Origin of the sequence: Mesorhizobium sp. LSJC280B00, from assembly GCF_000502835.1 — a bacterium.
Lineage (GTDB): Bacteria > Pseudomonadota > Alphaproteobacteria > Rhizobiales > Rhizobiaceae > Mesorhizobium.
In genome coordinates, this window is sequence record NZ_AYVL01000011.1 from 1 (window position 1) to 26791 (window position 26791).

General features: G+C 60.9%; 21 protein-coding genes and 1 pseudogene. 13 read left to right on the forward strand and 9 right to left on the reverse strand.

Annotated features, from left to right (window positions below; all coding sequences use genetic code 11):
- The 6 genes and pseudogenes from X773_RS56065 to X773_RS56090 all read left to right on the forward strand — a co-directional run.
- A pseudogene (locus X773_RS56065) lies at positions 1–313 on the forward strand (transcriptional regulator); the annotation flags it as partial.
- 184 nt (positions 314–497) lie between these two features.
- Positions 498–2009: an alpha-N-arabinofuranosidase gene (locus X773_RS56070; protein WP_023677146.1), complete on the forward strand. Its 1512-nt coding sequence runs from the start codon at positions 498–500 to the stop codon at positions 2007–2009.
- A 49-nt stretch (positions 2010–2058) separates the two neighbouring features.
- A complete protein-coding gene (ugpC, locus tag X773_RS56075) occupies positions 2059–3150 on the forward strand; it encodes a sn-glycerol-3-phosphate ABC transporter ATP-binding protein UgpC (protein WP_023677147.1) in 1092 nt (363 codons plus the stop codon).
- 1 nt (position 3151) lies between these two features.
- Positions 3152–4087, forward strand: coding sequence for a sugar ABC transporter permease (locus X773_RS56080; protein ID WP_023677148.1), 936 nt, complete (start codon positions 3152–3154; stop codon positions 4085–4087).
- Positions 4084–4932: a carbohydrate ABC transporter permease gene (locus X773_RS56085; protein ID WP_031211878.1), complete on the forward strand. Its 849-nt coding sequence runs from the start codon at positions 4084–4086 to the stop codon at positions 4930–4932. The genes X773_RS56080 and X773_RS56085 overlap by 4 nt, the downstream gene beginning before the upstream one ends.
- Before the next feature lie 94 nt (positions 4933–5026).
- The gene (locus X773_RS56090) at positions 5027–6346 is read left to right on the forward strand and encodes an extracellular solute-binding protein (RefSeq protein WP_031211879.1); all 1320 of its coding nucleotides are present in this window, start codon (positions 5027–5029) and stop codon (positions 6344–6346) included.
- 181 nt (positions 6347–6527) lie between these two features.
- Here X773_RS56090 and minE read toward each other — a convergent pair whose 3' ends face one another.
- Genes minE through minC form a run of 3 tightly spaced genes read right to left on the reverse strand, consistent with a single transcriptional unit; the run spans position 6528 to position 8351 of the window.
- Positions 6528–6800, reverse strand: a complete 273-nt coding sequence (gene minE / locus X773_RS56095; protein WP_023677151.1) for a cell division topological specificity factor MinE — start codon at positions 6798–6800, stop codon at positions 6528–6530.
- Positions 6797–7612, reverse strand: a complete 816-nt coding sequence (gene minD, locus X773_RS56100; RefSeq protein WP_023677152.1) for a septum site-determining protein MinD — start codon at positions 7610–7612, stop codon at positions 6797–6799. Before minD ends, minE begins: the two co-directional genes overlap by 4 nt.
- Before the next feature lie 19 nt (positions 7613–7631).
- Entirely contained in the window at positions 7632–8351 is a 720-nt protein-coding gene (gene minC, locus X773_RS56105) for a septum site-determining protein MinC (protein ID WP_023677153.1), read from the reverse strand.
- Positions 8352–8589: 238 nt separating this feature from the next.
- Between minC and X773_RS56110 the strand changes: the two genes are divergently transcribed.
- Positions 8590–9450, forward strand: a complete 861-nt coding sequence (locus X773_RS56110; protein WP_023677154.1) for a hydrolase — start codon at positions 8590–8592, stop codon at positions 9448–9450.
- A gap of 94 nt (positions 9451–9544) precedes the next feature.
- Here X773_RS56110 and X773_RS56115 read toward each other — a convergent pair whose 3' ends face one another.
- Positions 9545–10651 (reverse strand): glycosyltransferase, encoded by a 1107-nt coding sequence (locus X773_RS56115; RefSeq protein ID WP_023677155.1) that lies wholly within the window; start codon positions 10649–10651, stop codon positions 9545–9547.
- Between the two features lie 8 nt (positions 10652–10659).
- Positions 10660–12210, reverse strand: coding sequence for a GumC family protein (locus tag X773_RS56120; protein WP_031211881.1), 1551 nt, complete (start codon positions 12208–12210; stop codon positions 10660–10662).
- Positions 12211–12377: 167 nt separating this feature from the next.
- On the opposite strand from X773_RS56120, the gene X773_RS56125 reads away from it, so the two are divergent.
- A complete protein-coding gene (locus X773_RS56125; protein ID WP_023677157.1) occupies positions 12378–13688 on the forward strand; it encodes a VpsF family polysaccharide biosynthesis protein in 1311 nt (436 codons plus the stop codon).
- A 19-nt stretch (positions 13689–13707) separates the two neighbouring features.
- On the opposite strand, the gene X773_RS56130 is transcribed toward X773_RS56125, so the two are convergent.
- Complete coding sequence (locus tag X773_RS56130) at positions 13708–15150, reverse strand: hypothetical protein (protein ID WP_245274719.1); 1443 nt, start codon at positions 15148–15150, stop codon at positions 13708–13710.
- A gap of 201 nt (positions 15151–15351) precedes the next feature.
- Here X773_RS56130 and wecB point away from each other — a divergent pair, with 201 nt between their 5' ends.
- Genes wecB through X773_RS56145 form a run of 3 tightly spaced genes read left to right on the forward strand, consistent with a single transcriptional unit; the run spans position 15352 to position 18630 of the window.
- On the forward strand, positions 15352–16506 hold the full coding sequence (gene wecB / locus X773_RS56135) for a UDP-N-acetylglucosamine 2-epimerase (non-hydrolyzing) (RefSeq protein ID WP_023677159.1): 1155 nt from the start codon (positions 15352–15354) through the stop codon (positions 16504–16506).
- Complete coding sequence (wecC, locus tag X773_RS56140) at positions 16499–17830, forward strand: UDP-N-acetyl-D-mannosamine dehydrogenase (RefSeq protein ID WP_023677160.1); 1332 nt, start codon at positions 16499–16501, stop codon at positions 17828–17830. Before wecB ends, wecC begins: the two co-directional genes overlap by 8 nt.
- Positions 17827–18630 carry a WecB/TagA/CpsF family glycosyltransferase gene (locus tag X773_RS56145; protein WP_031211886.1) on the forward strand — a complete coding sequence of 268 codons (804 nt, stop codon included), beginning with the start codon at positions 17827–17829 and terminating at the stop codon, positions 18628–18630. The genes wecC and X773_RS56145 overlap by 4 nt, the downstream gene beginning before the upstream one ends.
- A gap of 44 nt (positions 18631–18674) precedes the next feature.
- Here X773_RS56145 and X773_RS56150 read toward each other — a convergent pair whose 3' ends face one another.
- Positions 18675–20114, reverse strand: coding sequence for a polysaccharide biosynthesis C-terminal domain-containing protein (locus X773_RS56150; RefSeq protein ID WP_023677162.1), 1440 nt, complete (start codon positions 20112–20114; stop codon positions 18675–18677).
- Between the two features lie 169 nt (positions 20115–20283).
- On the opposite strand from X773_RS56150, the gene X773_RS56155 reads away from it, so the two are divergent.
- On the forward strand, positions 20284–21402 hold the full coding sequence (locus X773_RS56155) for a glycosyltransferase family 4 protein (RefSeq protein ID WP_023677163.1): 1119 nt from the start codon (positions 20284–20286) through the stop codon (positions 21400–21402).
- Here the strand turns inward: X773_RS56155 and asnB are convergent.
- On the reverse strand, positions 21376–23301 hold the full coding sequence (gene asnB / locus X773_RS56160) for an asparagine synthase (glutamine-hydrolyzing) (protein WP_051406144.1): 1926 nt from the start codon (positions 23299–23301) through the stop codon (positions 21376–21378). The two genes, X773_RS56155 and asnB, sit on opposite strands and share 27 nt — an antisense overlap.
- Positions 23302–23467: 166 nt before the next feature.
- Positions 23468–24709, reverse strand: a complete 1242-nt coding sequence (locus X773_RS56165; protein ID WP_023677165.1) for a cellulase family glycosylhydrolase — start codon at positions 24707–24709, stop codon at positions 23468–23470.
- Between the two features lie 116 nt (positions 24710–24825).
- On the opposite strand from X773_RS56165, the gene X773_RS56170 reads away from it, so the two are divergent.
- Entirely contained in the window at positions 24826–26754 is a 1929-nt protein-coding gene (locus X773_RS56170; protein WP_031211889.1) for a heparinase II/III-family protein, read from the forward strand.
- Positions 26755–26791 lie beyond the last annotated feature (37 nt).

The window sequence follows — 26791 nt, forward strand, 5'->3', positions numbered from 1 at the left end:
CGATGTCGGCACCTGGACGTCGCCGGGGGATTTCGGCGACAAGCGCGGCGTCTTCACGCCCTCCTGGTGGAAGCTCAAGGGCTCGCAATACGGTAAGCTGAAGAACTGGCGAATTGCCAATGACGGCACCTATGTCGACGGCCTCAGGATTTCCGAAACCGGCCTCGCCGCACTCGATCTGAAGAGCCATCATTCAATCCGCGTCCGTATCGGCGTCAAGGACGACGCCAAGCGCCCTGGCGGGATCAATATTTTCGGCAAGGGCTTTGGAAATTACGATCAGGACATCCTGCTCAGGATCAAAACTGGTTGATATCATGAAACCGGGTTCTGAAGATAACGCAGCAATTTCAACTATCTGGCTTTCTGCTGTGCCAAAGCGTTCGTCTAATTGTCCTACATTTGGGTATTTTGGCTTGACGAAGGGCTGCTAATTCCTCTTTGATATCGGGCAAGATGATTTAAATCATCGTTTGTGATATCGATGGGAGGAATGCATGAAGGCAGCCGTTACGGCTCATCCGCATTATGTCGTCTCGGAAATCGATCCGAGGCTCTACGGATCCTTCATCGAGCATCTGGGGCGGGCAGTTTACACCGGCATCTATGAGCCCGGCCATCCGACAGCGGATGCCAACGGCATGCGTCAGGACGTCATCGATCTCGTCAGGGAACTCAATGTTCCGATCGTCCGCTATCCCGGCGGCAATTTCGTCTCGGCCTACAATTGGGAAGACGGCATTGGTCCCAAGGAACAGCGCCCAGTGCGCCTCGACCTCGCCTGGCACACATCGGAAAGCAACGAAGTCGGCCTGCATGAATTTGCCGATTGGTGCACCTGCGCCAACACCGAGATGATGCTTGCCGTCAATCTCGGCTCGCGCGGCCTCGACGAAGCCCGCAATCTGCTGGAGTACGCCAACCATCCCGGCGGCAGCAAATGGAGCGACAGGCGCATCGCCAACGGCCGCAAGGAGCCCTTCGACGTCAAGCTCTGGTGCCTCGGCAATGAAATGGATGGCCCCTGGCAGATCGGTCACAAGACCGCGGACGAGTATGGCCGGCTGGCGCATGAGACGGCCAAGGCCATGCGCGCCTTCTCCAAGTCACTCGAGCTGGTGGTCTGCGGCTCTTCGAATGCCAAGATGCCGACCTACCCTGAATGGGAAGCGACGGTTCTCGACCATACCTACAACGAGGTCGACTACATCTCACTGCACATGTATTTCGACAACGACGCCAACGACGCTCCGAACTATCTCGCCATGAGCGAAAAGCTCGACGACTACATTGTCTCGGTCGCCGGCGTCATCGAGTATATCAAGGCCAAGAAGCGCTCCAACAAGCAGGTCTACATCTCGTTCGACGAATGGAACGTCTGGTACCATTCCAAGGAGCAGGACAGGAAGATACTCGGCGGCAGCAACGGCTGGCCGTTCGCCCCGCCGTTGCTCGAAGACATCTATAATTTCGAGGATGTGCTGCAGGTCGGCCTGATCCTCAACACCTTCATCCGCCGTTCCGATGTCGTCAAGATCGCCTGCCTGGCACAACTGGTCAATGTCATCGCGCCGATCATGACCGTTCCGAATGGCCCGGCATGGCGGCAGACGATTTTTTATCCCTATCTGTTTGCTTCTAACTATGGTCGCGGCAATGCGCTGGATCTCAAGGTGGAAAGCCCGACCTACAAATCCAGCGTTGCGGGCGACGTCGCCTATGTCGATGTTGCCGGCGTGCACGACAGGCAAACCGGCCACGTCACCTTCTTCGCCGTCAACCGCCATTCGAGCGAGGCAATCGAAACAGTGGTCGACCTCACCGGCTTCGGCGCGGCGGAGATCGTCGATCACCAGGTGATGGCACACGCCGATCTGAAAGCCGTCAATTCGGCCGAAAACCCTGGCAATGTCGGCCCCAGGAAGGGTGAGGGCGCCTCGCTCGCCGGCGGCAAGCTGAGCCTGTCACTGCCGGCCTATTCCTACCAGGTCATACGCCTGAGGCTCTGAGTTCAGGCGGATCATCGAGAAAGCGCAAACGCTGAGGAGGAGCGTCGACGTGACGGCCGATATCGAGATCAGGAACGTGAGCAAGCAGTTCGGTGCCATGACGGTGCTGGATCATCTGTCGCTCTCCATAAGGGCACGCGAATTCATCGTGTTCCTGGGCCCGTCCGGCTGCGGAAAATCGACGCTTCTTCGAATGATTGCCGGGCTCGAAGCTGTCGACAGCGGCGAGATTGCCATCAACAACGAGCGCATCGATCATCTGCCACCGGGCAAGCGCGGCATTGCCATGGTGTTCCAGTCCTATGCGCTTTATCCGCATATGACGGTGCGCGACAACATGGCCTTCGGCCTTGCGAATATCGGCGTACCAGGCAAGGTCATCGAGGCGCGCATCAATGAAGCCGCCCGCATGCTGGAAATGCCGCATCTGCTCGATCGCAAGCCGGGCCAGCTCTCCGGCGGTCAGCGCCAGCGCGTCGCCATCGGCCGTGCGATCGTCAAGGAGCCGAAGGCCTTTCTGTTCGACGAGCCGCTCTCCAATCTCGATGCCGCGTTGCGCACCCGCACCCGCATCGAGCTTGCCCAGCTTCACCAGCGGCTGCAATCGACGATGATCTTCGTCACCCATGATCAGGTCGAGGCAATGACGCTGGCCGACCGCATCGTCGTCATGAACAATCGCAAGATCGACCAGATAGGTACCCCGATGGAGATCTACGAGCGCCCGGCGACCAAATTCGTCGCGGGTTTCGTCGGCGCGCCGGCGATGAACTTCGTCGATGCGACGCTTGACAGATACGGCAAGAACGCCACGGCCAGGTTTGCGGACGGCGTCTCGGTGCAGACCGAGATCGCCTCCAGCCAACTGACCGATGGCAAGTACACTTTCGGCATCCGTTCTGAAGACGTGCGCATCGTTGCCGCCGGACAGGGCAATGCCGGCGGCGTGGTCGATGTGCTCGAGCGGCTCGGCGAACGCACCCTGATCTACGCGCGGCTGGGCGATGGCCAGCAGATCGTCGGCTCGGATGCCGGCAACAGCCGCGTCGCCGTCGGCGACAGAATCGGGCTCGCCTTTGATGGCCAGAAATCGCATCTGTTCAACGAGACCGGCCGCGCCTGGCATGCGAGGGAGGCCTGAGATGGCTGACCGGCTGGCGATGTCCCCGACCGCGACGCTTGCTGTCGGCGTCAGAGCCCCTACCGCCGACATCTATGCGCCGCAATGGCGAAACGTCATTTTCGTTGCGCCATTCTTGTTCTTCTTCACCACGCTGCTGCTCTTCCCGCTGCTCTGGGGGATGTGGCTGAGTTTCCACAAGGCCGACACGTTTTCGTCCGGAAATTTTGTCGGTCTCGGCAATTACGCCAGGCTGTATCACGACAAGGTCTTCCTGCAATCGATCTGGAACACCTTCTATTTCGTGCTTCTGACGGTGCCGACGCTGGCGCTGATCGGCCTTTTCCTGGCGCTTTGCCTCAACCGCCGCACGCGCACTGCCGCGGTTTTGCGGACGCTGTTCTTTTCCTCGTCGGTGCTATCGGTCACCATCGTCACGCTGATCTGGCGCATCGTCTTCATTCCGAATGTCGGCCTGTTGTCGACGATCTACGGATGGTTCGGCGCAACGGCTCCGGCCTTCATTTCCGATCCCAGCCTGGCGATGGTCGGCATCGCCATTGCCACCATCTGGTGGTGTATCGGCCTGCCGATGATGCTCTTTCTCTCGGCGCTCCAGCAGATTCCACAGGATATTTACGAGGCGGCAGCGCTGGACAATGCCAATCGCTGGCAGACGCTACGCTCGATCACGCTGCCGTCGATCAAGCGGACCTTCATCCTGGTGATCATCATCCAGATCGTGCTGCAATTCCAGCTCTTCGGCCAGGCCTGGCTGATGACGCGCGGCGGTCCGAACAACCTGACCAAGCCGATCGTGCTCTACATCTACGATACCGCATTCCGTCGCTGGGATCTCGGCCTGGGCGCCGCTGCATCGGAAATCCTGTTCATCCTCATCCTGGTCGCGGCCATGGCCCAGTACCTGGTGACACGCAGCAGGGGAGACCAGGCATGAGCGCCACAGCAGCTTCCATCAAGGGCCGGGCATTTGGCGACCATTTGTTATTGGCCCTGGTCATCCTGCTTTCGATCGTCATGATCGCGCCGGTTCTGTGGGTCATCGGCCTGTCACTCAAGGACAATACGGAGCTGATGGCCGATCCGAATTCGGTGTTTCACGCGCCCTATACGCTGAAGAACTACATCAACACCGTCGGCACCTCGTCGGTGTTCATCTGGGTGCGCAACAGCATCATCGTCTCGGGCGGATTGACGCTCGGCACGTTGATCCTGTCGTCGCTCGCCGGCTACGGTTTTGCACGGCTGAATTTCCCCGGCCGAGACGTGCTGTTCGTGATCGTGCTGTTCGGTCTGGCGGTCCCGGAACAGGCCGTGCTTGTCGCCCGTCACCAGATCTTCAGCATGCTGAAGTTCCACAACACCTATCAAGGGCTCATTCTGCCGGGCCTTTCGGCTCCGTTCGGTGTCTTCCTGATGACCCAGTATTTCAAGGCCATCCCGAAGGAGCTGGACGAAGCCGCCATGCTCGATAACGCCAGCCGGCTCAGAATTTTCTGGAAGGTGCTTCTGCCGCTCACGCTGCCTGCGCAGGCGACGCTCGGCATCTTCACCTTTCTCGGCGCCTGGAACGACTACTTCTGGCCGCTGATTTCGGCGACGAAGAAGGACATGTTCACGCTGACGGTCGGCATGGCCTCGACCCAGACCAACTTCGCCCAGTCCGAAGGCATCGGCTTCCTGATGGCGCAGGCGGTGTTCGCCGGTGCACCGATCCTGATCGTCTACCTGTTCTTCCAGAAATACATCGTCACGGCGGTCTCCGGCGCTGCGGTGAGATAACGAAGATTGCCTGACGGCCGGGGGAATGCGCAGCAATTGAAGCACGAAAGCCAATCCAGGGTGGAGCGGCGGAAACTCAGTAGGAGGAACTGATATGAAACTGAAGAAAATACTGTTTGCCGCAGTTTCTGCGGGCGCAATGATGCTCGCAGCTCCAAGCTTCGCGGCCACGGAACTGAGCGTGCAGCGCTTTTTCGGCGCCTGCGATGCCGATTTCGGCACCAATACCGATGCCACCAAGGCCGTTGGCGAATGCGGCATCATCACCTCGCTGATCAACAAGTTCAACGCCGACAATCCCGATGTCCACGTCAACGTCACCACCGTGGAATGGCCCGGCTATGATCAGCTGACCGCGCAGTTCGCTTCAGGCGACGCTCCGGACATCGTCACGATCCATGAATCCGTACTGTCGGATTATCAGTCGAAGGGCCTGTTGATGCCGCTCGACGATCTCTTGAAGTCGGTCGGCGTGACACCCGACGCCTTCACCGATGCGGCGCGCAATGGCGCCACCAAAGACGGCAAGATCTACGGCCTGCCGATCGACAGCTGGACGATGCTCTATCACGTCAACATGGATCTTTTCAAACAAGCCGGCCTGGTCAATGCCGACGGCACGCCGATTTTTCCAAAGTCGCCCGAGGAACTGCTCGCCCAGGCCGAACAGTTCAAGCAGAAGACGGGCAAGCCTTATTTCGTCCAGAACCTGACCAATGAGACTGCACTCTACACACGCAACCTCTACACCTATCTTTTCCAGCAGGATTCCGATTTCTTCGCCGATCCGAAGCATGTGAAGTTGAATACGCCGGAAGCCAAGAAGGTCGTCGAGATGTACAAGGCGATCTTCGAGAAGGGCTACACCACCAAGGATCTCGACTATGGCGGCTCGATCAACGCCTTCCTTGCAGGCGAGGGTGGCGTCCACCTTAACGGCACCTGGGTGGTCGGCGATTACAACGCCCAGTCCGAGACCAAGGGTACGGCGCTCAACAAGGGCGGCTATGCGGTCTATCCGTATCCGCAGCTGTTTGGCGGCGCCCACGCGCAATATGCCGACGGCCACACTTGGGCCGTTTCGCAGAAAGACCGCACGCCTGAACAGATCGCGGCTATCGGTAAATTCCTGAAGTTCTTCGCCGACAACGACTTCGAATGGTCGCGCACCGGCCACTTGCCGGCCTATAAGGCCGTGATCACCTCGGACGCCTTCAAGGCACTGCCGCATCGCAACACGATCTCTGCGGTCGCCGATCTCGGCAGGCCGCTGCCGTCCGCCGTACAGCGTCAGTTTGCGATCCAGGACATTATCGGCGAAGAGATGAGTGCAGCAATCAGTGGCCAGAAGGACGTCGACACCGCCCTTGCCGACATGGAAAGCCGCGTCAACGAATTGCTCGCCAACATTTGACCACGGGTTCGAAAGGCCCTCCCAAGGCCCCCCGCGGCTGGAAACGGCCGCGGGTTTTTGGTGAGGCAGTGATTACTGTCCTCGAATTGCGAGACTTGCCGGTGGCAACCGGCTCAAGCACGCCAACCACGGCGCCGCAACCTCGGCAGCAGCCGACGCAAGCCCTGGCCGGAGGATTCCGTTAGAACGCCGCGGCCATGGGCATTGCGACCTTGTTGGGAATCTGGATGTCGATCTCCAATCTCGACGTCGTTTCGCCGTGATCCATGCTCACCTGCAGGAAATCCTGGTCGACCTGAACATGCCGGGCGATCACCGCCATGATCTCCTCGCGCAACACCGAGACGAGATCGGGCTGGTTGCGGCTTCGACGCTCGTAAGCCAACAGCAGTTGCAAGCGTTCGCGCGCCACCGGCGCGCTGCCGCGGCGCTTGAAGATATCGAGCAGGTTCATGCTGCCCTCCTTCCCAACAGCCGGTCGAGGAGGCCCCTCCGCTCGAAAGGCAGAATGACCGGCAGGTCCTCGCCCTCGAGTCTTCTTGCCGCGTCGATATAGGCGCGTGCGGCGGGGTTGGTGTTTTCGCTGAGCGTAACCGGCGCGCCCACATTGGATGCGCGCAGCACGTCCTGGCTCTCGGGAATTATTCCCAGCAAGGGCGTCGACAGGATCTCGAGCACGTCATCGATGCTCAGCATCTCGCCGCGGGCAGCGCGCGCAGCATCGTAGCGTGTGACGAGCACGTGTTTGACAATCGATTCACCTTGCTCGGCTTTCATCGTTCTGGAGTCGAGCAGGCCGATGATGCGATCGGAATCGCGGACCGAGCTCACTTCCGGGTTGGTGACGATTACCGCCTCGTCGGCAAAGCGCATGGCAAGTTGCGCGCCCCGCTCTATGCCGGCCGGGCTGTCGCAGAAGACGTAGTCGAAAACGGAGCGCAGCTTGTCGATGACGTCGGCGACGCCTTCCTCGGTGAGAGCATCCTTGTCGCGCGTTTGCGAGGCCGGCAGCAGGAACAGCGTTTCGAGTCGCTTGTCACGGATCAGCGCCTGCGAAAGCTTGGCGGTTCCCTGAATGACGTTGACGATATCGAAAACAACGCGCCGCTCGGCACCCATGATCAGATCGAGGTTGCGCAGGCCGACGTCGAAATCGACGAGAGCCACCCGCTTGCCGGTTTTCGCGACCGCGGCGCCGAGAGCGGCCGTCGAGGTCGTCTTGCCGACACCCCCTTTGCCGGATGTGACAACCACTACCTTGCCCATATTTGTGCCTCCAATGTTGTTAGTTGAGCGGTGCGACGCAAAGTGCGCCGTCCTCGAGAAAGGCCTGTACCGGCCTTCCTCGCGAGGAGGCGTCCATCTCCTCGGCAGTGCGGTACCAGCCGTCCACCGCCAGAAGTTCGGCTTCGTTTTTCCGGCAAAAGATGCGAGCCGCGGAATTTCCCGTGGCGCCGGCGAACGCACGTCCACGCAGCGTGCCGTAGACGTGGATCGATCCTCCGGCGATGATCTCGGAACCGGAACTGACGGAGCCGACAATGACCACATCGCCATCGGGATGAAAGATCGACTGGCCGGAGCGGATCGGTGCCTTGATCATCAATGAGTTCGGCGCCTGCGGCTCTTCCGTCTTGGCCTCAGCTGCGGCCTTCGGGTGCGGCTGCACGTAAAGCGCGTCGGCGGTGGCCTCCTTGGCGCCAACGAGGAGCGGCGGCAGATCGGCATCGAGAGCTACATTGCCATCGGCCTCGATCGCGTAGATGCGAATCCCGCGCTCCGCGAGTTGTAAGACCAGATCCCGCATCTCGCCCACCTCGGGCTTGAGTATATTCAGATCGAGCACGACCGGGCGGCCGGCAAAGAAGCCGGGAGAGTTTTCGGTCCAGTGATCGAGGCTTTGCAGCCATTCCCCTAGCGGGGCCTCAGGGGTGAGGGTGAAGGCTACAAACGAGCGCGCTCGAAAGCGTATGGACTTGTTTTGGATGGGAGCGACGCAGGTCACAGAGGCGAGTCCTTACTGATTGGTTAAGGCTAGCCCGGCATGGTTAACGAAAAGTTAATGGCGGCTTCCCGAGGCGTTGGCGGAGGCATTCTTTTTGCCCCTGATCGCCCCGCCGGCGCCCTGCTTCCGATGCACGACGAGGTCCTCCTCGCGGCTGCCTGGAGGCGCCTCCAGTTCACGAGGTCGGCCGACCGGTATATTGTTGCCGGAATGCCGGGCCTATTAAGGAGTTATCGATTTGACAAGCGTTGCCAAGGGGCCTGTCGCGGATCGCGGTCGCGCTACCTATGACCTTGGCGCGACCGCCATCTTTGCTTCCAAATCAGACCCGCGCTTTCACTATTGCCTGTATGTGCCTCCCGCGGTTGGGGAAGGGGCCAAAGTCGATCTGATGGTTGCTGTCCATGGCACCGGCCGCACCTCTTTTCTTGGATTCCGCGATGCGTTTTCCGAGTTCGGACGCTGGAACGGCTGCGCCGTTTTGTGTCCGCTGTTTCCAATCGGCGTTCTCGGGGATGATGCCCGCAGCGGATACAAATATTTGCTCGAGGGCAACATACGCTACGATCAGGTGCTGCTCGCCATGGTTGAGGAGGTCAGCGCCAAATACAGTCAGGATTGGAGCCGGTTTGCCATGTTCGGATTTTCCGGCGGCGGGCATTTCACGCATCGTTTTGCTATCCTGCATCCCGACAGGCTCTGGGCGGCCTCAATCGGCGCGCCAGGCTCGGTGACCTTGCTCGATCCGACGCGTGACTGGTGGGTGGGCATTCGCGATCTGCCGGAGAAGTTCGGCATCACCTTCGATGCCGCAGCGCTGGCAAAAGTGCCTTTCCAGATGATCGTCGGCGACGCTGACCTGGAGACTTGGGAGATCACTCATGTCCAAGGCAGCACCCATTGGATGCCGGGCGCCAACGATGCGGGGCGAACACGGCCGGAACGCCTCATGGCATTGTGTCGATCGTTCGAGGAGGCGGGGGCGCGCGTGCGCTTCGATTTGCTGCCAGGCGTATCTCATGAACGGGATGCGGTTCTCGATTCGGTCAAGGATTTCCTCGCCCAACAACTCAAGGAACGAGGGAATGCCTCACGATAAATTCGTTGCGCCCCAGCCCGTGAAGAGATTATCGCAATCAAAGCCCGACCACGTCGACCGCATCCAACCGCGATCTGCTGGCAGTGCGTAACGACTAGAGCAACGCTTCGTATTGATCGCCAATCTTGTCGACTGTGAAATCCGCCGCCCTGTTTTTCAGCACGGCAGCAGGGGTGGGGTGGTCCAGCATCTCGGCCATCGCCTTCGCCAGGGCCGCGGCGTCACCGACCGGCACCAAGGTGCCGAAACGGCCGTCAGCGAGTATTTCGCGCGGGCCATGCGGAGCATCGGTGGAGATTACGGGGACACCGGCGGCCATGGCCTCGACCAAGACGTTGCCAAAGCCTTCGCTCGTGGATGTAAGGACGAACAGATCGGCTGCGGCGTAACAGGCTGCGGGATCGTTGACGTAGCCGGCAAAGAGTACGTCCTGGCCAATGCCGATCTGCTCGGCACAGGCGTGCAATTCGGCAGCCAGCGGACCTTCGCCGAAGATGACAAGCCGGGCAGGGCGGCCGGCGCGCAGGGCAGCGAAGGCCCGCAGCAAAGTCCGGTGGTCCTTGACCGGCACCAGGCGTCCGGCGGTGGCGATGACCGGGCCATCGCCCATCGCCGCCAACGCTGCCTGCCAGGCATAGGAATTCCCCTGCGGTGCTTCAGCCGGCGGCAGCGGGTTGTTGATGACGACAACCTTCGATTCGGGGAAGCCGCGGGCGATGATGTCACGGCCGACACCCGCTGAAACGGCGATGGCTTTGGTTGCGCGCGCTGCAACCAGCGCGGAAAGCCAGATCGCCAGCCTCGCGCCGAGGCCGCTGGCAGGCAGCGATGCGGCGGCATGGAAGCTTGGAAAGAATTTTGCCCGGCTTCTGGCCAACATGAGTGACAGCGCCATCACCAGATTGGCGAATTCCGGGGCGCTATAGACCGCATCAGGATCAAGGCGGCGGAACAAATTTGCGCTTCGCGCGATGCCTTTCAGCGTCGCCGACTTGGCGTAACCCTCGCCGCGCAAGAGAAGGCCGAAGTCGACCAGATGAACGGCAGCGGAACGCAGCGCGGCGTTAGGGCCTTCCGCGTTCCAGGTAAAAAGCGTGACCTCGTGGCCACGCGACGCCAGTTCATTTGCCATCAGGACGAAAACACGTTCGGCGCCGCCGCCCCTCAGGCTGGCGATGTGGAAAACGATGCGCTTCGCCATGCCTTGCTTCAGGCTCGGCTGGCGGCAAGGCCTGATCGGTTCGGCGGCCGGCGCATGTCGCGGATGATGCCCATGCCGATGGCCAGAAGCATGCCCAGGGCAAAGCCTGCGAACGCTCCTGCGCCTGCCACCAGGGCAGTGCGCGGAGGCCATGAGCGCGCGGGCGGGGGCACCGCGGTCGAAATCACCTGTACGTTTGTGGTGTCGATCTGCTCGCGCTCGCTGATTTGGCGCGCACGTGACAGGAAGCTCTCATAGACCGCTCTCTTCGAGGCGGCATCGCGTTCAAGTTCACGCAGGGCGACTTCGGATTCGCTGTCGGTGAATACATTGCTCTTCAGATCGTTCATCCTGGCGTTGAGAGAAGCCAACGAGGCCCCGGCCTTGTCCAGGCTGGCCTTTGCCGTGCCGATGGTGCGGGAGAACTCGGCCCGGAGTTGCGAGTTGACGGTCTCGAGTTCCGTCCTGAGCCTGACAATCGTCGGGTGGCGCGGACCGAAGGTCATCGACTGTGAATCGATCTGCTGCCGCAGGCTGTTTGACCTGTCGCGCAGCGCCGCGAGCGCTTCCGAAACCGTGGGGTCGGGATTGGCCCCGTTGATACCGGAGGCAACCAGGGCGTCGTAGCTTGCCTGCGCGGCGATGACACGCGATTGCGCATCGACGATTTCGCCATTGAGCTGCGTCAGCGTCTGCGAACTGACGAGCTGGCCATTGCTGGACGACAGGTTGTGGCTGCGCCTGTAGCTCTCGACCTTCTCTTCGGCTGCCTGCACGTCGCTCTTGAGTTGGCCAAGCCGGCTGTCAAGGGCAGCCGCGGCACGGCTGGCGCCGGCAGCTTCCGCCTTAGCCAGTTCTTCCTGGAAGTTTTTGACTATGGCCTGCGAGATCAGGATCGCCTTGGCGGTGGTTTCCGCAGATACCGAGAGGGTTGTGACAAACGAGGTCGGATCCGCGATGGCGTCTACCCGGTCCGCCAGGTTCTTCAAGGCGATGAGCCTCGGGTCGGGCTTCGCCACAGCGCCGGACGAGGATGTGCTCCGGTCCGGATCGAAAAACTCCGGATCGTGAGTCAGATTCAGTTCGTCCACCACACGGGAAAGCACGTTGCCCGAGGTCAGGATGCGCTGCTTGCTGCGCGTGCTGAGCAGTTGGCTATCGATCTGGCCCGGTTGCGAGTAGAGGTCGTTTTCCACAACCTGCAAATTGGATGGGTTGATGAGGACCTCGGTCGTGACGGTGTAACGCTGCTTGCTCAGCAATGCATAGGCGCCGCCGACAATGCCGCCGATTACCGCCAGCATGAAGGCCAGGGCGAGGCCGGCCCGCAGCCAGACGAACAGGCGTCGAAAATCGAGCTCGAGGAAATCGCCGATCTTGTCCAGGGTCACCGTTGCGACAGGCTCTGGAGGTTGCGGCGTCACCGGCGCGGAGCTTAGCGCCGCGACTGGGCCATGCTGTTGCAGCAATGCCCTGCGCCGTGCATTGGCGATACGCTCGAATGCACTGTTATTGGAAGCCGTCGCGGAGATGGGGGGTGTGCCGGAACCGGCAGACATGGTGACAACCCTTGTTAAATCATTACGCTTGGCCTGCTCTACAGAAACATCGTTAACATCTTATTTTCCAAGTTGGCCCATTTTACCGCTCACGCTGTCCGTCCGGCGGACGTTGAAGGGATTTCGTTGCCCAGAATGCCGTTCGAATATCGCCATTTGGATGGGCCATGAGCTATCCCGCTGCCGCTTCGGAACGATTATCGTCCAGCCGAGCGCGCCGTCAGAACGCGCTGTCGCTGCTGTTTTTCCTATGCGCAGCGTTCGCGCTCCTGCTTCGCTTTACGGTATCACCGCAGGTGATGAACATGGTCGTCGACTATACGGCCCAGGGAGGCTCGTTCTACGAGAAGCTGCATTTCGGCACCTATGCGATCATCCTGCTGCTTCCTATCGTTCTTTTCAGCCGGCCGTTTCTGCTGCACGGCGACGAAATTGGAATATTCAAGGCGTTGATCCGCTATTCGGTGCTGATGTTCGCGCTGGTGCCCTATCTGTTCGTTACCGGCCGTGCGGGCTCCTCCGGGTTCATCATCGATACCTATCTGGTGGCCGGCGCCACAGGCCTGTTGATGCTGGCATTGAATGCAGAGGTGCGGCGGGCGCTGGGGGACGTCGTGCTTGGAATGGCGATCCTGAGCGCTGTCATCGGCACCATCGAGGCGGTGACTCAACATCGGCTGTTGCCCTATGGGTTGAACGAACTGCAATTCAGGCCAACTGGCCTGTCGGCCCATCCGCTGGCACTGGGCGCGCTCTGCGCCACAACCATCGGATTCGTGCCGCTGACGCACTGGCGCATATGGGCGCGGGTGATGGCGATCTTCCTGTTGTTCATCGGTTGCGCTGCATCGGGCGCTCGCGCCGCGCTGATGCTCGCCACCGGCGAAATCCTCATTCTGCTGCTGTTCGTGCCTTGGCCGGGCCTGTCGCTCAAATATGAGCGGCAGGCCAAATTTGTCGTGCTGATGTTCACCGTGACGGGTGGCGCGGTGCTCGTAGCGGTACTGTTTGCGGGCGGTCTGCTGAATCGGTTCAGCAACACCATCTTCGACGAAAACTTCATGGCCCGGGTGACCATTTATCAGGTGTTCGGACTGGTCAGCTGGAACGACATCCTGTTCGGCATGAACGTTGACGACCTGCTGGCGATCGTCCGGCAGAAGCTGCATCTGCCCTACATCGAAAGCGCGCCGGTGGTAATTATCTTGCTCTTCGGCCTGCCCATAGCCCTGCTGTTTACAGCGCTGATATTCTGGTTCGTCTTCCGGCTGCTGCGCGGGGCGCCGCTGCCGGCATGGATCGGCACCATAACGTTCTTGCTTGCCGCGCTGTCAAACAACGCGCTTTCGTCAAAAACGCCGGACATGACGATCATCGTGGTGTTGCTGCTTGCCTACAGGAAGCAGCCCCATGGAGGCTCGCTCGAGAGCATGCCTTCGGCTGCTGCATCCAGCCCAAACCCGGCTGGACCTCGTTAAGCACGGACCTCGGATCCGGTCAGCCGGCGCTGTCCACGACCTCGACACCGCCCGCGCGATTGAGCGTGTGAATGCCGGACCGAGCCCATGCCGGCCCGGGATCGATTGAGCGGGGCAGTTCAAAACGGACGTCGAAATCATCAAGCCGATCCAGCCGCATCAATCCCAGGCCGCCGCCATAGGCTCTAGACCCGTTTTGCACCGGCAGCAGCAAAGCGTCGCCCTGGCGGATAAAGGCGCCGCCCGGCCGAGTGGCGGAGTGGTCGACTGCGACGGGATTGAGCGCGTGCGCAGCCCACGGCCCACGCAGCGCCGGGGCGGAATAGACGGCCATCGTGTCGGACGCGCTGCCGTGACCGAACCGCTCAGTCCCCAACAGCCAGAAGCGACCGTCGGATTCGAGCAGCGTGGCGTCGTTGAAATCCCTGTCCGTCATCAGCACCGTATCGCGTACCCAGCGATCCGGAAACTGCTCGGCACGGTAGAGCACCAGTTCTCGCGCCGTAGCGCTTTCAGGGATCATGAAAATCTCGCCGGAGTGAGCAAACACCTGCGGATATGACAGGTGATGCGCTTCCTCCAGCACCACTTTCGGCACGCCGAAAGTGCCGTCGGTGCCAAGTTCAGCGACAGAAATCACCCCGCGGCCGGTGGAGTAGGGAAACTCCTCGACAAACAGAAAATGACGGCCGTCGCGCTCGAGAACGAACGGATCGGCGTAGAAGCGCTGCCCGTCATCGGCAAGCACGGTGAACGGCTTACCATCCAGCTGTCCGGTTTCGGCGACGCCTGGACCGTCGATCAGCCGATAAGCAACCTGCCAATAGAAGGGGCGCCGACCACGTCGCAGTTTTTGCACGGCGCGGTCGACCAACCCCCTGCCGAAAAAGGGCAGATAGTGCCCGATAAATCCGCCTTTCTGCAGGGGCGGCGCCGGGCTCTCGGCAATCGGCGCAAGTTTGCCCGCGGAAAAGCGGGCGACACATTGGGCAATCAGGGAGATGGCGCCGGCGAGCAGGTCGTTGCTGGTTCGAGACAGCCACAACCGGTCGCTGATCATCGGCCGCGCTCTGGCGACGGCAACGCCGTCGAGCCGAGCGGTGAGTTCGGGCAGCCGCCCGCTCGCCAGCATCTCGGTCATGCCCGCGGCAAAGCTGCTTTGGCCGCAAAATTCGAGCGTCAGGACAGGCGTGCCCCGTCGTGCGGCGGTAGCGGTGAGATCGACCATAAGATCGACTGGGCCGGTGTCGCCGGACGGCAACGGCCGGGAACGGCTTGCCAGTGAGGGGCCGAAGCGCCGGCCCTCGAGCGCCAGCACGTTATCCATCGTGCGCGCATTGGGTTCAGGCGTCGGCGCGCGGCAACTCGAAACCGCATGTCCAGCTGCACTCAACCGCGCCAGAAGCTCATTTTCCCAGCGCCGGGATGTGTCGGCGTGGCCGATGATTAAAATATTAGTCAATCCAATATATTCTTTTTCAAGACTACTGTCATAGACTACTTGTCAGCCCAACCTTTCACAAGAGTTAAACCGGGAGAACGCGGCCTTGGTTGTTAATCATATATTAAGAATTGAGATCACGAAGGCGCTTTCCGGCGCTATTATGGCTCTTGCGGGCAATAGTCGGCATGTCCCGAAGGCTGCAGGCGACCAGGATCAGCGATGAACGTCCTTTCACGTCCAAAACTGCCATCCAGGCAGAAACTGCTGATCGTGTTCGGCACTAGGCCGGAGGCACTCAAATGCTTTCCAGTGGCGCGTGCCGCCCTTGCTCATCCAGGCTTCATCACCGAAATATGCATCACCGCCCAGCATCGTGAAATGGTCGACCAGGTTGTCGAGCTGACCGGCCTGCCGGTGCATCACGATCTCAACATCATGCAACCCGGCCAGTCGCTGTTCGACGTGACCTCGCGCGTGCTCCTGGGCATGGCCGAGGTGCTGGAAAAGTCGCAGCCCGATATCGTCATGGTACAGGGCGACACCACCACGGCAATGGCCGCGGCGCTGGCTGCCTTCTACAAGCGTGTCCCCGTCGCTCACGTCGAAGCAGGATTGCGCAGCCACAACATCAACTCGCCGTTTCCTGAAGAACTGAACCGCAAGATTGCCGGCGACATCGCTACCTGGCATTTTGCGCCGACCGTTCAAGCGCGCGACAATCTCATCGCCGAAGGAAAGGCCGAAAGCACCATCTTCGTGACCGGCAACACGGTGATCGACACGCTGTTGCATTTTTCAAGCGCGATCGATGCTGACAGGCTGATGAACGCGAAGCTCGCTGCCCGCTTCCCTTTCCTCGACCCTTCCAAGAAGATGATCCTCGTCACCGGTCATCGCCGCGAGAATTTCGACGGCGGCATCCAGCGCATCTGTACGGCATTGAAGGGATTGGCGGCGCGCGGAGATGTGCAGATCGTCTACCCTGTCCATCCAAACCCCAATGTGCGCTCAGTGGTCAACGCAGAGCTGGAAGGCGTGCCGAACATCCACCTGGTCGAGCCGCAGGACTATCTGCCGTTCCTGTACCTGCAGAAGCAGAGCTATCTGGTGCTTACCGATAGCGGTGGCGTGCAGGAAGAAGCGCCTTCACTCGGCAAGCCGGTGCTGGTAATGCGCGAAAATACCGAGCGACCCGAGGGGATCGTGGCCGGCACCGCCCGTCTTGTCGGCACCGACGTCGAGAAAATCCTGTTCAACGCCAATCGCCTGCTCGACGATCAGGCTGCCTATTGCGGCATGGCGGAACGACACAACCCATATGGCGATGGCCGGGCCAGTAACCGGATTGTTGAGGAACTGCTGCATCATGGCTGAAATCAAAACCGTTTCCGTAATCGGCATGGGCTATATCGGCCTGCCGACCTGCGCCATTTTCGCCAGCCGCGGGCTCAACGTCATTGGCGTCGATGTCAACCGAGCGGTGGTCGAGAAGGTCAACCGCGGCGAAATCCACATCGTCGAGCCGGACCTTGACGGTCTGATCCAGAAGGTCGTGGCGAACGGCAAGCTCATGGCCTACAGCACGCCGCAGCCGGCGGACGCCTATATCATCGCCGTGCCGACCCCGATGACCCACGATCATAAGCCGGACGTGACCTACGTGCTCGCGGCGGCACGAAGCATCGCCCCCGTGCTGAAGCGGGGAGACCTTGTGGTATTGGAATCGACATCGCCGGTTGGAACCACGCGTATCATGACCGGGCTGCTTGCCGAGTTGCGGCCTGATCTCAAATTTCCTGTCCAGCATGGCGAAGACGCCGATGTGCTGGTCGCCTATTCGCCCGAGCGTGTGCTGCCGGGAAAGGTGCTGACCGAGCTGATCAACAACGATCGCTCGATCGGCGGATTGTCCCGCAAATCGTCGGAGCGGACCGCGGCACTCTATTCGACCTTCGTCACCGGCGACCTGTTCATGACAACGGCCGAAAGTGCTGAGCTGGTGAAACTGACGGAGAACGCGTTCCGCGACGTCAACATCGCCTTTGCCAACGAGCTTGCCGCCGTGTGTCAGGATCTGTCGCTCAATGTATGGGAAGTGATCGATCTCGCCAATCGACACCCTCGCGTGAACATCCTCCAGCCGAGCCCGGGCGTTGGCGGTCACTGCATTGCGGTCGATCCATATTTTATCATCGACGCCGCACCCAACAGCACGCGGCTTATGGCTTCGGCACGCCGGATCAATTCCGAACGGCCCATGTCGGTGGTCAGGGATATTGAGGCCTTGCTCGACCCCTCCCGCAAACAGACGATCGCCTGTCTTGGCCTCAGCTTCAAAGCCAACATCGACGATTTGCGCGAGAGCCCGGCCGTCGAGGTGGTGAAACTTCTGTCCGATATCCCCAATGTGAAGATCATTGCGGCTGAACCCAACACAAATGCGCTGCCGCATGAGCTCGAGGGCAGGGGCATCGTGTTCACCGACGCACTTTCGGCCATCGACAAGTCCGATATCGTCGTCCTCCTGGTCGACCATCGGCAGTTCAATCTGGTCGACCCCGAAGCGCTCAAGGACAAGAAGCTCGTCGATACGAGGGGTCTGTGGACGTGGCGCAAGGCACGCAAGCCCGACGCCCGCATCGAAGGCAAGAAACCAGAGGTCGCACAAGTGACGCTTGCAAGGGAGCAGGCCGCATGAACGCGCACGCCCCGGCATGGGCGCAGCATTCCCTGTTGGCATCACGGCGCCGGGAGTTCCTTGGCGCACCGATCCATGCGCTGACCATGGCCGAGACACTGGCCATCGCCGACGAGGCGATGACCCTGGGGCGGCCGCTGCATCATGTGGTCGTGAACGTCGCCAAGCTGGTGACCATGCGCCAGAATGCCGAGCTGCGCGAGGACGTGGCTGGGGCGGACGTGGTCAATGTCGACGGCATCGGCGTGCTTTGGGGTGCACGTCTGTGCGGCGTCGCGCTGCCCGAGCGGGTGGCGGGCGTCGACATCATGATCAATCTGCTGAGCCTCTGCGCGAAGCGTGGATTCAGGCCGTATCTGCTGGGGGCCGAACAGCACGTTCTCGACGCGGTTGTAGTGAGACTTGCCAAGGACCATCCGAGCCTCGTCATAGCGGGAATGCGCAACGGCTATTTCAAGCCGGAGGACGAGGCCGGGATCGTCGCGGCGATCAACGCCTCGGGCGCCGACTGCCTGCTGGTGGCCATGCCGACACCGCGCAAGGAACGCTTTCTCAAACGCTACCGCGATGAACTCGCCTCAAGCTTCGTGATGGGCGTGGGCGGCAGTTTCGACGTCTATGGGGGCAAGGTTGCCCGTGCGCCGAAGCTGATACAAGCGGCCGGCCTGGAGTGGCTGTTCCGCGTCGTCCAGGAGCCGCGACGCTTGTGGCGCCGCTACTACGATACCAACACTGCCTATGCAGGGCTGCTGTGCCGAGAGTTCTGGGAGCGTCGCTGGCGCCGAAACGCCGGTTTATAGTTTCGCGTTCCCCCACAAAACAGGCGTTGACCCTGGACTTCGCTTTACGCGATCCGTAGCCGCGCTCGCAGCTGGGCGACGAATTGCGTCGCTGCCACAGGGTGGAACAACGAGGTCAGCCCGAAGAAAACCGCAGCACCGGCAGTGCCGCCGGCGACAAGCGAGAAGATTGCCGGCACGTCGCCGGGCACCATACTGGCAAGCTTGGCGGCCACCCCCGTGCTGAGCGAGATGACCACCGAGACACCGATGTCGCGCCATGGCACCGGCACCGGTGTGAGCCGCTTGCTGATGATGATGCAGGTTATGGAGCCCACCACCGAGCCGCCCGCCAGCGCCAAAGCGGCGCCGATCTCCGCCATCGGGGGGATCAACAGCAGGGACAATGCGATTGTTGCCACCGAGCCGAAGAGATTGGCGATGATCAGCAGCCACGGCCGCTTGTGCGCGTGCACTACGACGCCATAGACGAAGCTGGTGAGGTTGGCGCACAGCACGCTGAAGGCAATGATCGGAAACAGCAGGCCGAAGCGGCCGTGATATTGCGAGGGCAGCATGAGCTCGGTGATATCGCTGCTGAGCGCGACCAGCATCGCTGCAATAGGCAGGCAAAGCCGCATCATCAGCGCCATCAGTTGCGACAGCAGCCGGCCCGACGCCGCGGGCCCATCCTCGTCGAACCGGCTGACCACCTCGGGAAAGGCGCCCATGTTGATGGCGTTGGCGACCATGTCGATCGGCTGGCGGGCCAGCGCATAGGCTGCGGCGAAGATCGCCACAGCGCTGGCATCGTAATAGATCTTGAGGAACAGACGCTCCGCGCTGTTGAGCCCGAAGCCTACCAGCGCCATGATGATCAGCGGCACACCGAGCGCAAAGAAGTCCCTGTGGGTGAAGCGCGGCGGACCGGCAACGAGCCGTCGCGATGCCATGATGCCCGCCACGATGCCGGCAATCAAGGCGCCGAGGCTCGAGCCGAGCGACACCGTCAGAAAGCTATCCTGAAAGACGAGGATAGCGCCGATCGGTAACGCGAGTTGCAGCAGGGCACGCAGGGCTTCTAGCATCGAATAGACCGAATGGCGCTGCTGCATCTGCAGCACCGTCAACGCGAAGCGGCTGATGGACCCGGCGACCAGATAGCCGCAGACTGCGATCGCGAACTCGACCCAGCGTTCAGGCACGATCACCGCCGACGCGCCTACCGATATGACCAGCGCCAGTGCCGTGGTGGCAAGCAACACCTGCCCGGCCAGCATCAGGCTGCCGCGGCTGACTTCGCCCTTGCCGCCAAGCCTGAGCAAGGCGATGCGGAGCCAGTTGGTGACGGCAATGTCGGTCATTTCCCCGACGGTCACCACCAGGGTGAGCAGGCCATACTCGGTCTGGTCGATCAAACGCGTCACGACGACCAGCAGGAGCAGCGCCGAAATTCGCGTCAGCAGGATCGCCGGAGCATAAATGAGCGTGGAACGGAGCAGCAAGGGCGTGTCCCTGGAAAACTCACCTTCGACTAGCCGCCGACTGGCGGAAAATCCAGCCCGATGATGCCGAAGGGTGAACAGATTCAGTTTGAACTAAAAGATTTGCCGTAAACCTTATCGGGAACGTTTGCTTTGCAGTTACCCGGTCTGTGTTATTTAGAGTACCATCATGTTGCAGCGCCTCATATCCGATCGAAAAATACATGTCCTGGTCGCGACGCCCTCGGGCGTTTCGGGGCAGGGCGGCATCGACCGCATCATGGGGGCGCTGAAGCAGGAGTTCGAACGGCAAGAAATCACCGACATCGATGTGCGCTTTCTTGCCAGTCGTGGCCCGGGGCATGTCGGACTTTCGATCTTCTATATGCTCGGTTTTTGCTTACGGATGCTTAAAGCGCGTCTGGCTGGACGCGCCGATGTCATTCATATCAACATCTCAGTTTCCGGCAGCACCTACCGCAAGATGGTGATCGCCGCCTGCGCACGGCTGCTGTCGATACCCTATGTCCTGCATTTGCACGGGGCGCAGTATCAGACATTCTGGAAAGCCGACCGCGGTTTCATAAGCCGCCGTATCAAAGCTCTGTTCGAGCATGCCGATCGGGTGATCGTTTTGGGCAGACTTTGGCGCGATTTCGTCGCCAGCCGGGCGCCGGGCGCAGCCGGCAATATCGTGATCGTGCCCAATGCGACCGAAGTCCCGTCGCTGGCGCATGTCGGCGGCGGCGACCATGTGCATATCCTGTTCCTGGGCCGCATCGGCGACCGCAAGGGCGTACCGCAATTGCTCGAGGCACTGCACCGCATGAGCCCTGTCAAGAATTGGCGCGCCACGATTGCCGGCGATGGCGAAGTCGAGGCGGCACGGGCAAAGTCAGCCGCGCTGCGGATTGCAGACCGGATCGCCTTTCCGGGTTGGGTGGGACCGGACGATGTCGCATCGCTGATTTCTTCGGCCGATATTCTGGTTCTTCCATCCTTCGCCGAAAATCTGCCGATGTCGGTGATCGAAGGCATGGCAGCCGGTTTGGCGGTGGTGGCGACCCCGGTTGGCGCCGTCGAAGACATAATCACCGACGGGCAATCCGGGCTGCTGGTGCCGCCAGGCGATGTTACAGCGTTGACCGAGGCGCTGAGCCGCCTCGTGGAGAACCCGGCACTGCGGGCAAAGCTTGGTGCCGGTGCCATGGCCGTGCATCGGGAACGGCTTGAGCTCGCCCCGTTTGTTGGCGCAATCTGCGATGTCTGGCGGTCGGCCGTGTCAAGCCGTCAACCGGTCAAGCGCTGAGGCCGACGATCGCGGCGGCGCGTCGAGCCTGAATTCGCGGTGGAATATCTCCAAATTCAACAGCGCCCATATCAGCTTTTCGTGGTCTGCAGCACGCGTGGTGTGTTCCGAGACGATTTGATCTAGCTGTTTCGGACTCAGATAGCTGCGAATGACGGAGTGAGGCGAGCAAAGATGGTCATGCACGTAGTTCCTCATCGATCCGCGAAACCATTCGGCGACCGGTACCTTGAACCCGACCTTGCGGCGGCTGAGAATTTCCTCCGGGAGGATATTGGCCATGCTGTCGCGCAGGATCTGCTTGCTGTGCAACCAACCCAGCCTGTAGCGATCGGGCAATTTGCTGACGAATGAAACCAGGTCTCGATCGAGGAACGGCATTCTTCCTTCGATTGAACCGGCCATCATCATGTGGTCGCCTCGTTCCAGGAGATTGTCAGGCAGCCACGATGTCTGATCGAAAAACAGCACGCGGCGAAGATGGGAAGCCGCAGCGCTTGACGAGAACGGAAAGTCGTTGCGCTCATAACGGCGATTTGCGGACGCGCCGATCAGGCAGGCGCGCTGCTGCGCCGAAACGGCTCCAAACCAGGAGACCATCCGGGCGGCAAAGTCCCTTTCGCCCGCGGTGCGGGCAAACGTATCGACCTTGGCCGACGCGCCCGGCATGGCGCGTACCAAAGGGGAAAGGACGTTATCGTGCAGCGAGGCTGGAACAAGCGACTGGTAGATCCCGGCCAGTGATTCCGCGCGATGCTTGGGATAGCCGCCGAGAATCTCGTCGGCTCCTTCTCCGGTGAGCACCATCTTGACGTCCTGGGCGGCGCGCTCCGACATCAGGTAAATTGGAATATCGCTGCTTTGCGAAACAGGTCCCCCGCGTTGGCGAACCATCGCGGGCAGCTGATCCATCAGATCGCCTGGCTGGATGACAAGTTCGCAATGATCGGTCTTGAAATGATCGGCAACGCGCCGGGCGAATGCAAGTTCGCTATAGGCTGCGTCGTCGAACCCGACGGAAAACGTGCGAATGGGCGTGGCGCTATGCCTGGCCATCAGGGCGACGATAGCCGAGGAGTCGAGTCCTCCGGAGAGAAAGGCCCCAAAAGGTGCATCGCTGCGCATCCTGATCTCGACGGAATGGTCGAGCAGTTCCAGAAATCGCTTCTTGGCGGTTTTTCCGTCGATCCGCTCGGCCAGGGCCGCCTGATCCGGAGGCGTATAGTAGCGCGTTTCCTTGACCACCCCTTGCGACCAGACAGCATAGCTTCCGGGATTGAGCTTGCGGATCTGTTTAAAAAGCGTGCGTGGTCCCGGCACATAACGCCAGTTCAGATACTCGTCCACCGCATCCAGATCGAGTTGCTGCGCATCTTGCTGCGCCGACAACAATGCGTTGATCTCCGAGGCAAACAGCAGCAAGCTTTCGCTTTGCATGAGGTAAAGCGGCTTTTCCCCGAAGGGATCCCGGCCGAGGATCAATTCCTGCCTCTGAGCATCCCAGAGTGCAAAGGCGAACATGCCGCTCAGCCGGTCGAACATGGACAAGTGCCACTGATCGTAGGCTCGGAGCAGCACCTCGGTATCGGAGCGCGTTCGAAAATGATGGCCAAGGCCGATCAGTTCCTGCCGCAACTCGATGTAGTTATATATCTCTCCGTTGAAAATTATTTTGAGACGGCCGTCCTCAATCTGCATCGGCTGATTTGACTCAGGCGCCAAGTCAATGATCGCCAGGCGGCGATGGACCAATGCCAATTGTTGCTCGCCGGTGTTCAGGTCCAATATCTCGGCGCCTTCGGCATCGGGACCGCGATGCCGCAATGCGTTTGACATTCTGGCGGCCCGCTCTTGTGGATTTTTAGCCCTTCGACCGATCCATCCGGCAATTCCACACATTGTTCCCCCTAGGCGCGCACATTCCTCAATTCAGTACAACAAATGTGTTAAACACTTCGTGCCAATACAACCCAACCGGGAGAAAGCTGCCACGGGCCGTTCCTCGATCGAGCCTGGCGGTCAGGGGTTGCACCGGTTGTTCGCTGGTGAGGGCGAGTGACGGCACCTATGGCAGGCCCAATGCCTGCAGCATCTCCGGGTCGGGAACCGGGGGACCATCGGGCGGGATGAGGCTCATCCCATAAGGATTGGAGAACTCCCAGACAGACCATGGGATCGCGAAGCGTTCGGCCTCTCGGCGCACTGCCTTGAGATAGCGCGAACGGTCGGCCTCAAAGGCGCCCATGCGGCCGTCCGCGGACATGAGGATAGCGCCGAATTCGCCCATGAAGAGCCGCCGGCTGGGAATGCCATGGCCTTCAGCCCAGTCGACAGCCTGGCGAAAGCTCGCCTCCAGTTGGCTCTGGCCCCAGTTCTGCTCGAAATAGTTCGCGATTGCTTGGCGCGCGGTGGCCATGTTCATGACCTGCTCGACCCTGCTCAAGCCGGCAGCTTCCATCCGCGCTCTAAGGGTTTCGGTCACCACTTCGGGTGTACTACTGTCGGCCGGCCAGGGAAGTCCCGAAGCAAAGCTGATCGTGTCATCGGGCCGCTGGTGGGTGAAGCTGTGCGGCTCATACATATGGAAGCTGTAATAGAGGTTTGGGTCATCAAAGCCGGGGCTGAGGTTAACCAATCCGGCAATGCTGCCGCCGCAGGCGCCGGTTGCAACGATGGTAAGTTCGCTGCTGACCGCTCGAATGTCGTGGACGGTCCCTGCCATGATCCGCTGCCAGTGATCGCTGCCGCTCGCATCGCAAGGGTAGTATGCGGGCTCGTTGTAAGGTTCGAGGGCGACTTTGTCGGTGCCTATCTTGACCAGCATGGCAGCGACCGCCACAACCATTTGACGATAGCGGGCAACGCCCTCGCTGTCGGCGCCGCCATAGATCATCTCCATGCTGTAGTCGGGAACCTGAGTGACGCCATGCAGGTCGAAAACCACCTTGAGGCCGGTCGACGTGATCCGCTCAACGGCGGCGGCAAGTATGTCCAGCGCCTGCTGCCGCTTGGCGTCCCCGCTGGCAAGCAGCGGGCCGGGATCGACGCTCAGCCGGACGAAGTCGAAGCCCATCGATCGGATGTGGGCAAACACCTCCCCGGCCGGCCAGTCGGTGAGCGGCCTGCTTTCCGCAAGCCACTCCTTTTCGCTGCGATAGGGCGGCCAAACGTAGGTTCCGTCTTTCTCCACCGGCGACCAGTTGAGCCACTGATGCACGCCAACGCCGCGCTTGAGAGGGATGGGCTCTGCCGCGGCCGCCACAAGCAAGGCGAGCACCCAGGCAACAACATACACCGCTTTTCGCATCGCTCCCTCCGCATGCTCGCGGGAGATATTAACCGCAACGAACGGGAAAGAAGATTGCCGGCCCGCAGCTTTTCGACGGCATGGTATACAAGGACCGAAACGTTGACGGGGCGTGCATGAGAATCGGCTGGTACATCAACCGATTGCGCAGCATGGGACCGGCCGAGGTGTTGCACCGGCTGGGCGAGCAACGTCGAAGGATCGTGTCGCGCCGCCGCGATGATGGGTGGGAGCGCTATCCATCGCCGCAGTTGCACCCAGTGCTGCCCGGATTTCGCCATGCTGCGCTGGCAGCGACCGACGCTCAACGGCAGGCCATAGCGGCGGCCGCGCAAGAGATGCTTCATGGCCGGTTTTCGGCACTCGGGCGGACATGGCCAAAGCGTGAGCCCGATCTTTTGTTTCCTGCTGAGCTTTGGCGTCTTGATCCGGTAACCGGCAGGCTTTGGCCTGGCGCCGAGGCTCATACTTTCGATATCGATTTTCGCGATGGCGGCGACCTTGGCGATATAAAATATGTCTGGGAGGTCAACCGGCTGCAGCAATTGCCAGTACTGGCTGCACACCTGCTCCTCAGCGAGGACAATCGATCCCGGAGTGCCATTGAGGCGGCAATCGGCAGTTGGCATTCCGCCAATCCGCCGTTCCGAGGCATTGGCTGGGCTTCCGGCATCGAAGTAGCGCTGCGAGCCATCAGCCTGATCGTCACCCTGGACCTTATCGGTGACCGGCTTGACCCGGCGACGCTGCGGAAAGCTGGTGAGATACTCGCGGCAAGCGCCTATTGGCTGCCGCGGTTTCCGTCGCGATATTCCTCCGCCAACAACCATCTCGTCGCAGAGTTGGCTGGCGAATATCTGGTTTGCCTGGCGCTCGGGGCCGAATCCGAAATTGCCCGCAGCGCCCTCTTAAATGAGACGCACAAGCAGATTCTTGCCGACGGCGCCGGTGCCGAGCAAACGCCGACCTATGCAGCCTTCAGCGCCGAACTCATCTTGCTGTGCGCCGCCGCGGCACGCCAGGCGGGAACGCCGTTTCCCTCGGCCGTCGAAGCGCGTCTGGGCGCCTTCGCCAATTTCGTCGGCTGGCTGCCACAGAAAGCCGCCCGCTTCGGCGACGACGATGAGGGCCATGTGCTGAAGCTGGGCGACGAGCCGAACTATATCCGATCCGTCGCGGCCGCCATCCACGGCTTACTGGGGACGCCGGGCAACGCGCCGGAGCCTGACGATTTTCGTTCGCTTTTCTTTGGTGCGCCGTCAGGCCCGGCGCCCGCGGTGCATGGCTTGCAGACATTCACGCAAGGCGGGCTCTCCGTCTGGCGCGGAGCAATGAATGGCCGCAATGTCGAACTGACGTTCGACCATGGACCGCTCGGCTATCTCTCGATAGCGGCGCACGGCCATGCCGACGCGCTGTCGCTCACCCTGTGCATCGACGATGAGCCGGTGCTGGTCGATCCCGGCACCTGGCTCTACGGTTCGGGAGGCGCATGGCGCGACTGGTTCCGCTCCACACCGGCGCACAACACGCTCAACATCGAGGGCGAGAGCCAAAGCACCATCGCTGGAAATTTCAACTGGTCGCACAAGGCAGTCGCAGCGCTGGTGGAGAGCGAGCCGGGACCGCACTGGAGGCTGAGCGCCCGGCATGACGGCTATAGAAGCCGCTTCGGCGTCGTGCATCAGCGCACTTTGGCGCGCCAGGCCGATGGCATCCTCATCACCGACCAACTGCTCGGCGGCAGGCGCCAGTCCGAGATCGTCTTCCAACTGGCCGCCGGCCTCCATGCCGACCGGCACGAAGATACGGTCACGGTATTGCGCGGCGACGAGGTACTGTTGGCCATCCGCTTTCCTGATGCTGCGCTCGATATCGGCGCGGGCGGTGACATGCCGGGCCAAGGCGGTTGGGTTTCACTGCGTTTTGGCACTAGGCAGCAAGCCGAACGCCTCGCCTGGCACGGTGAAGTGGGCGAAGCCGGGATCGATATCCATCTTGCCCCAATTCACCCGCCGCAACAGCAAAAACCGGTGCCAACGTAGAGTTGCCGGGCGAGTTCCAGCCGTATTCGACATTAAT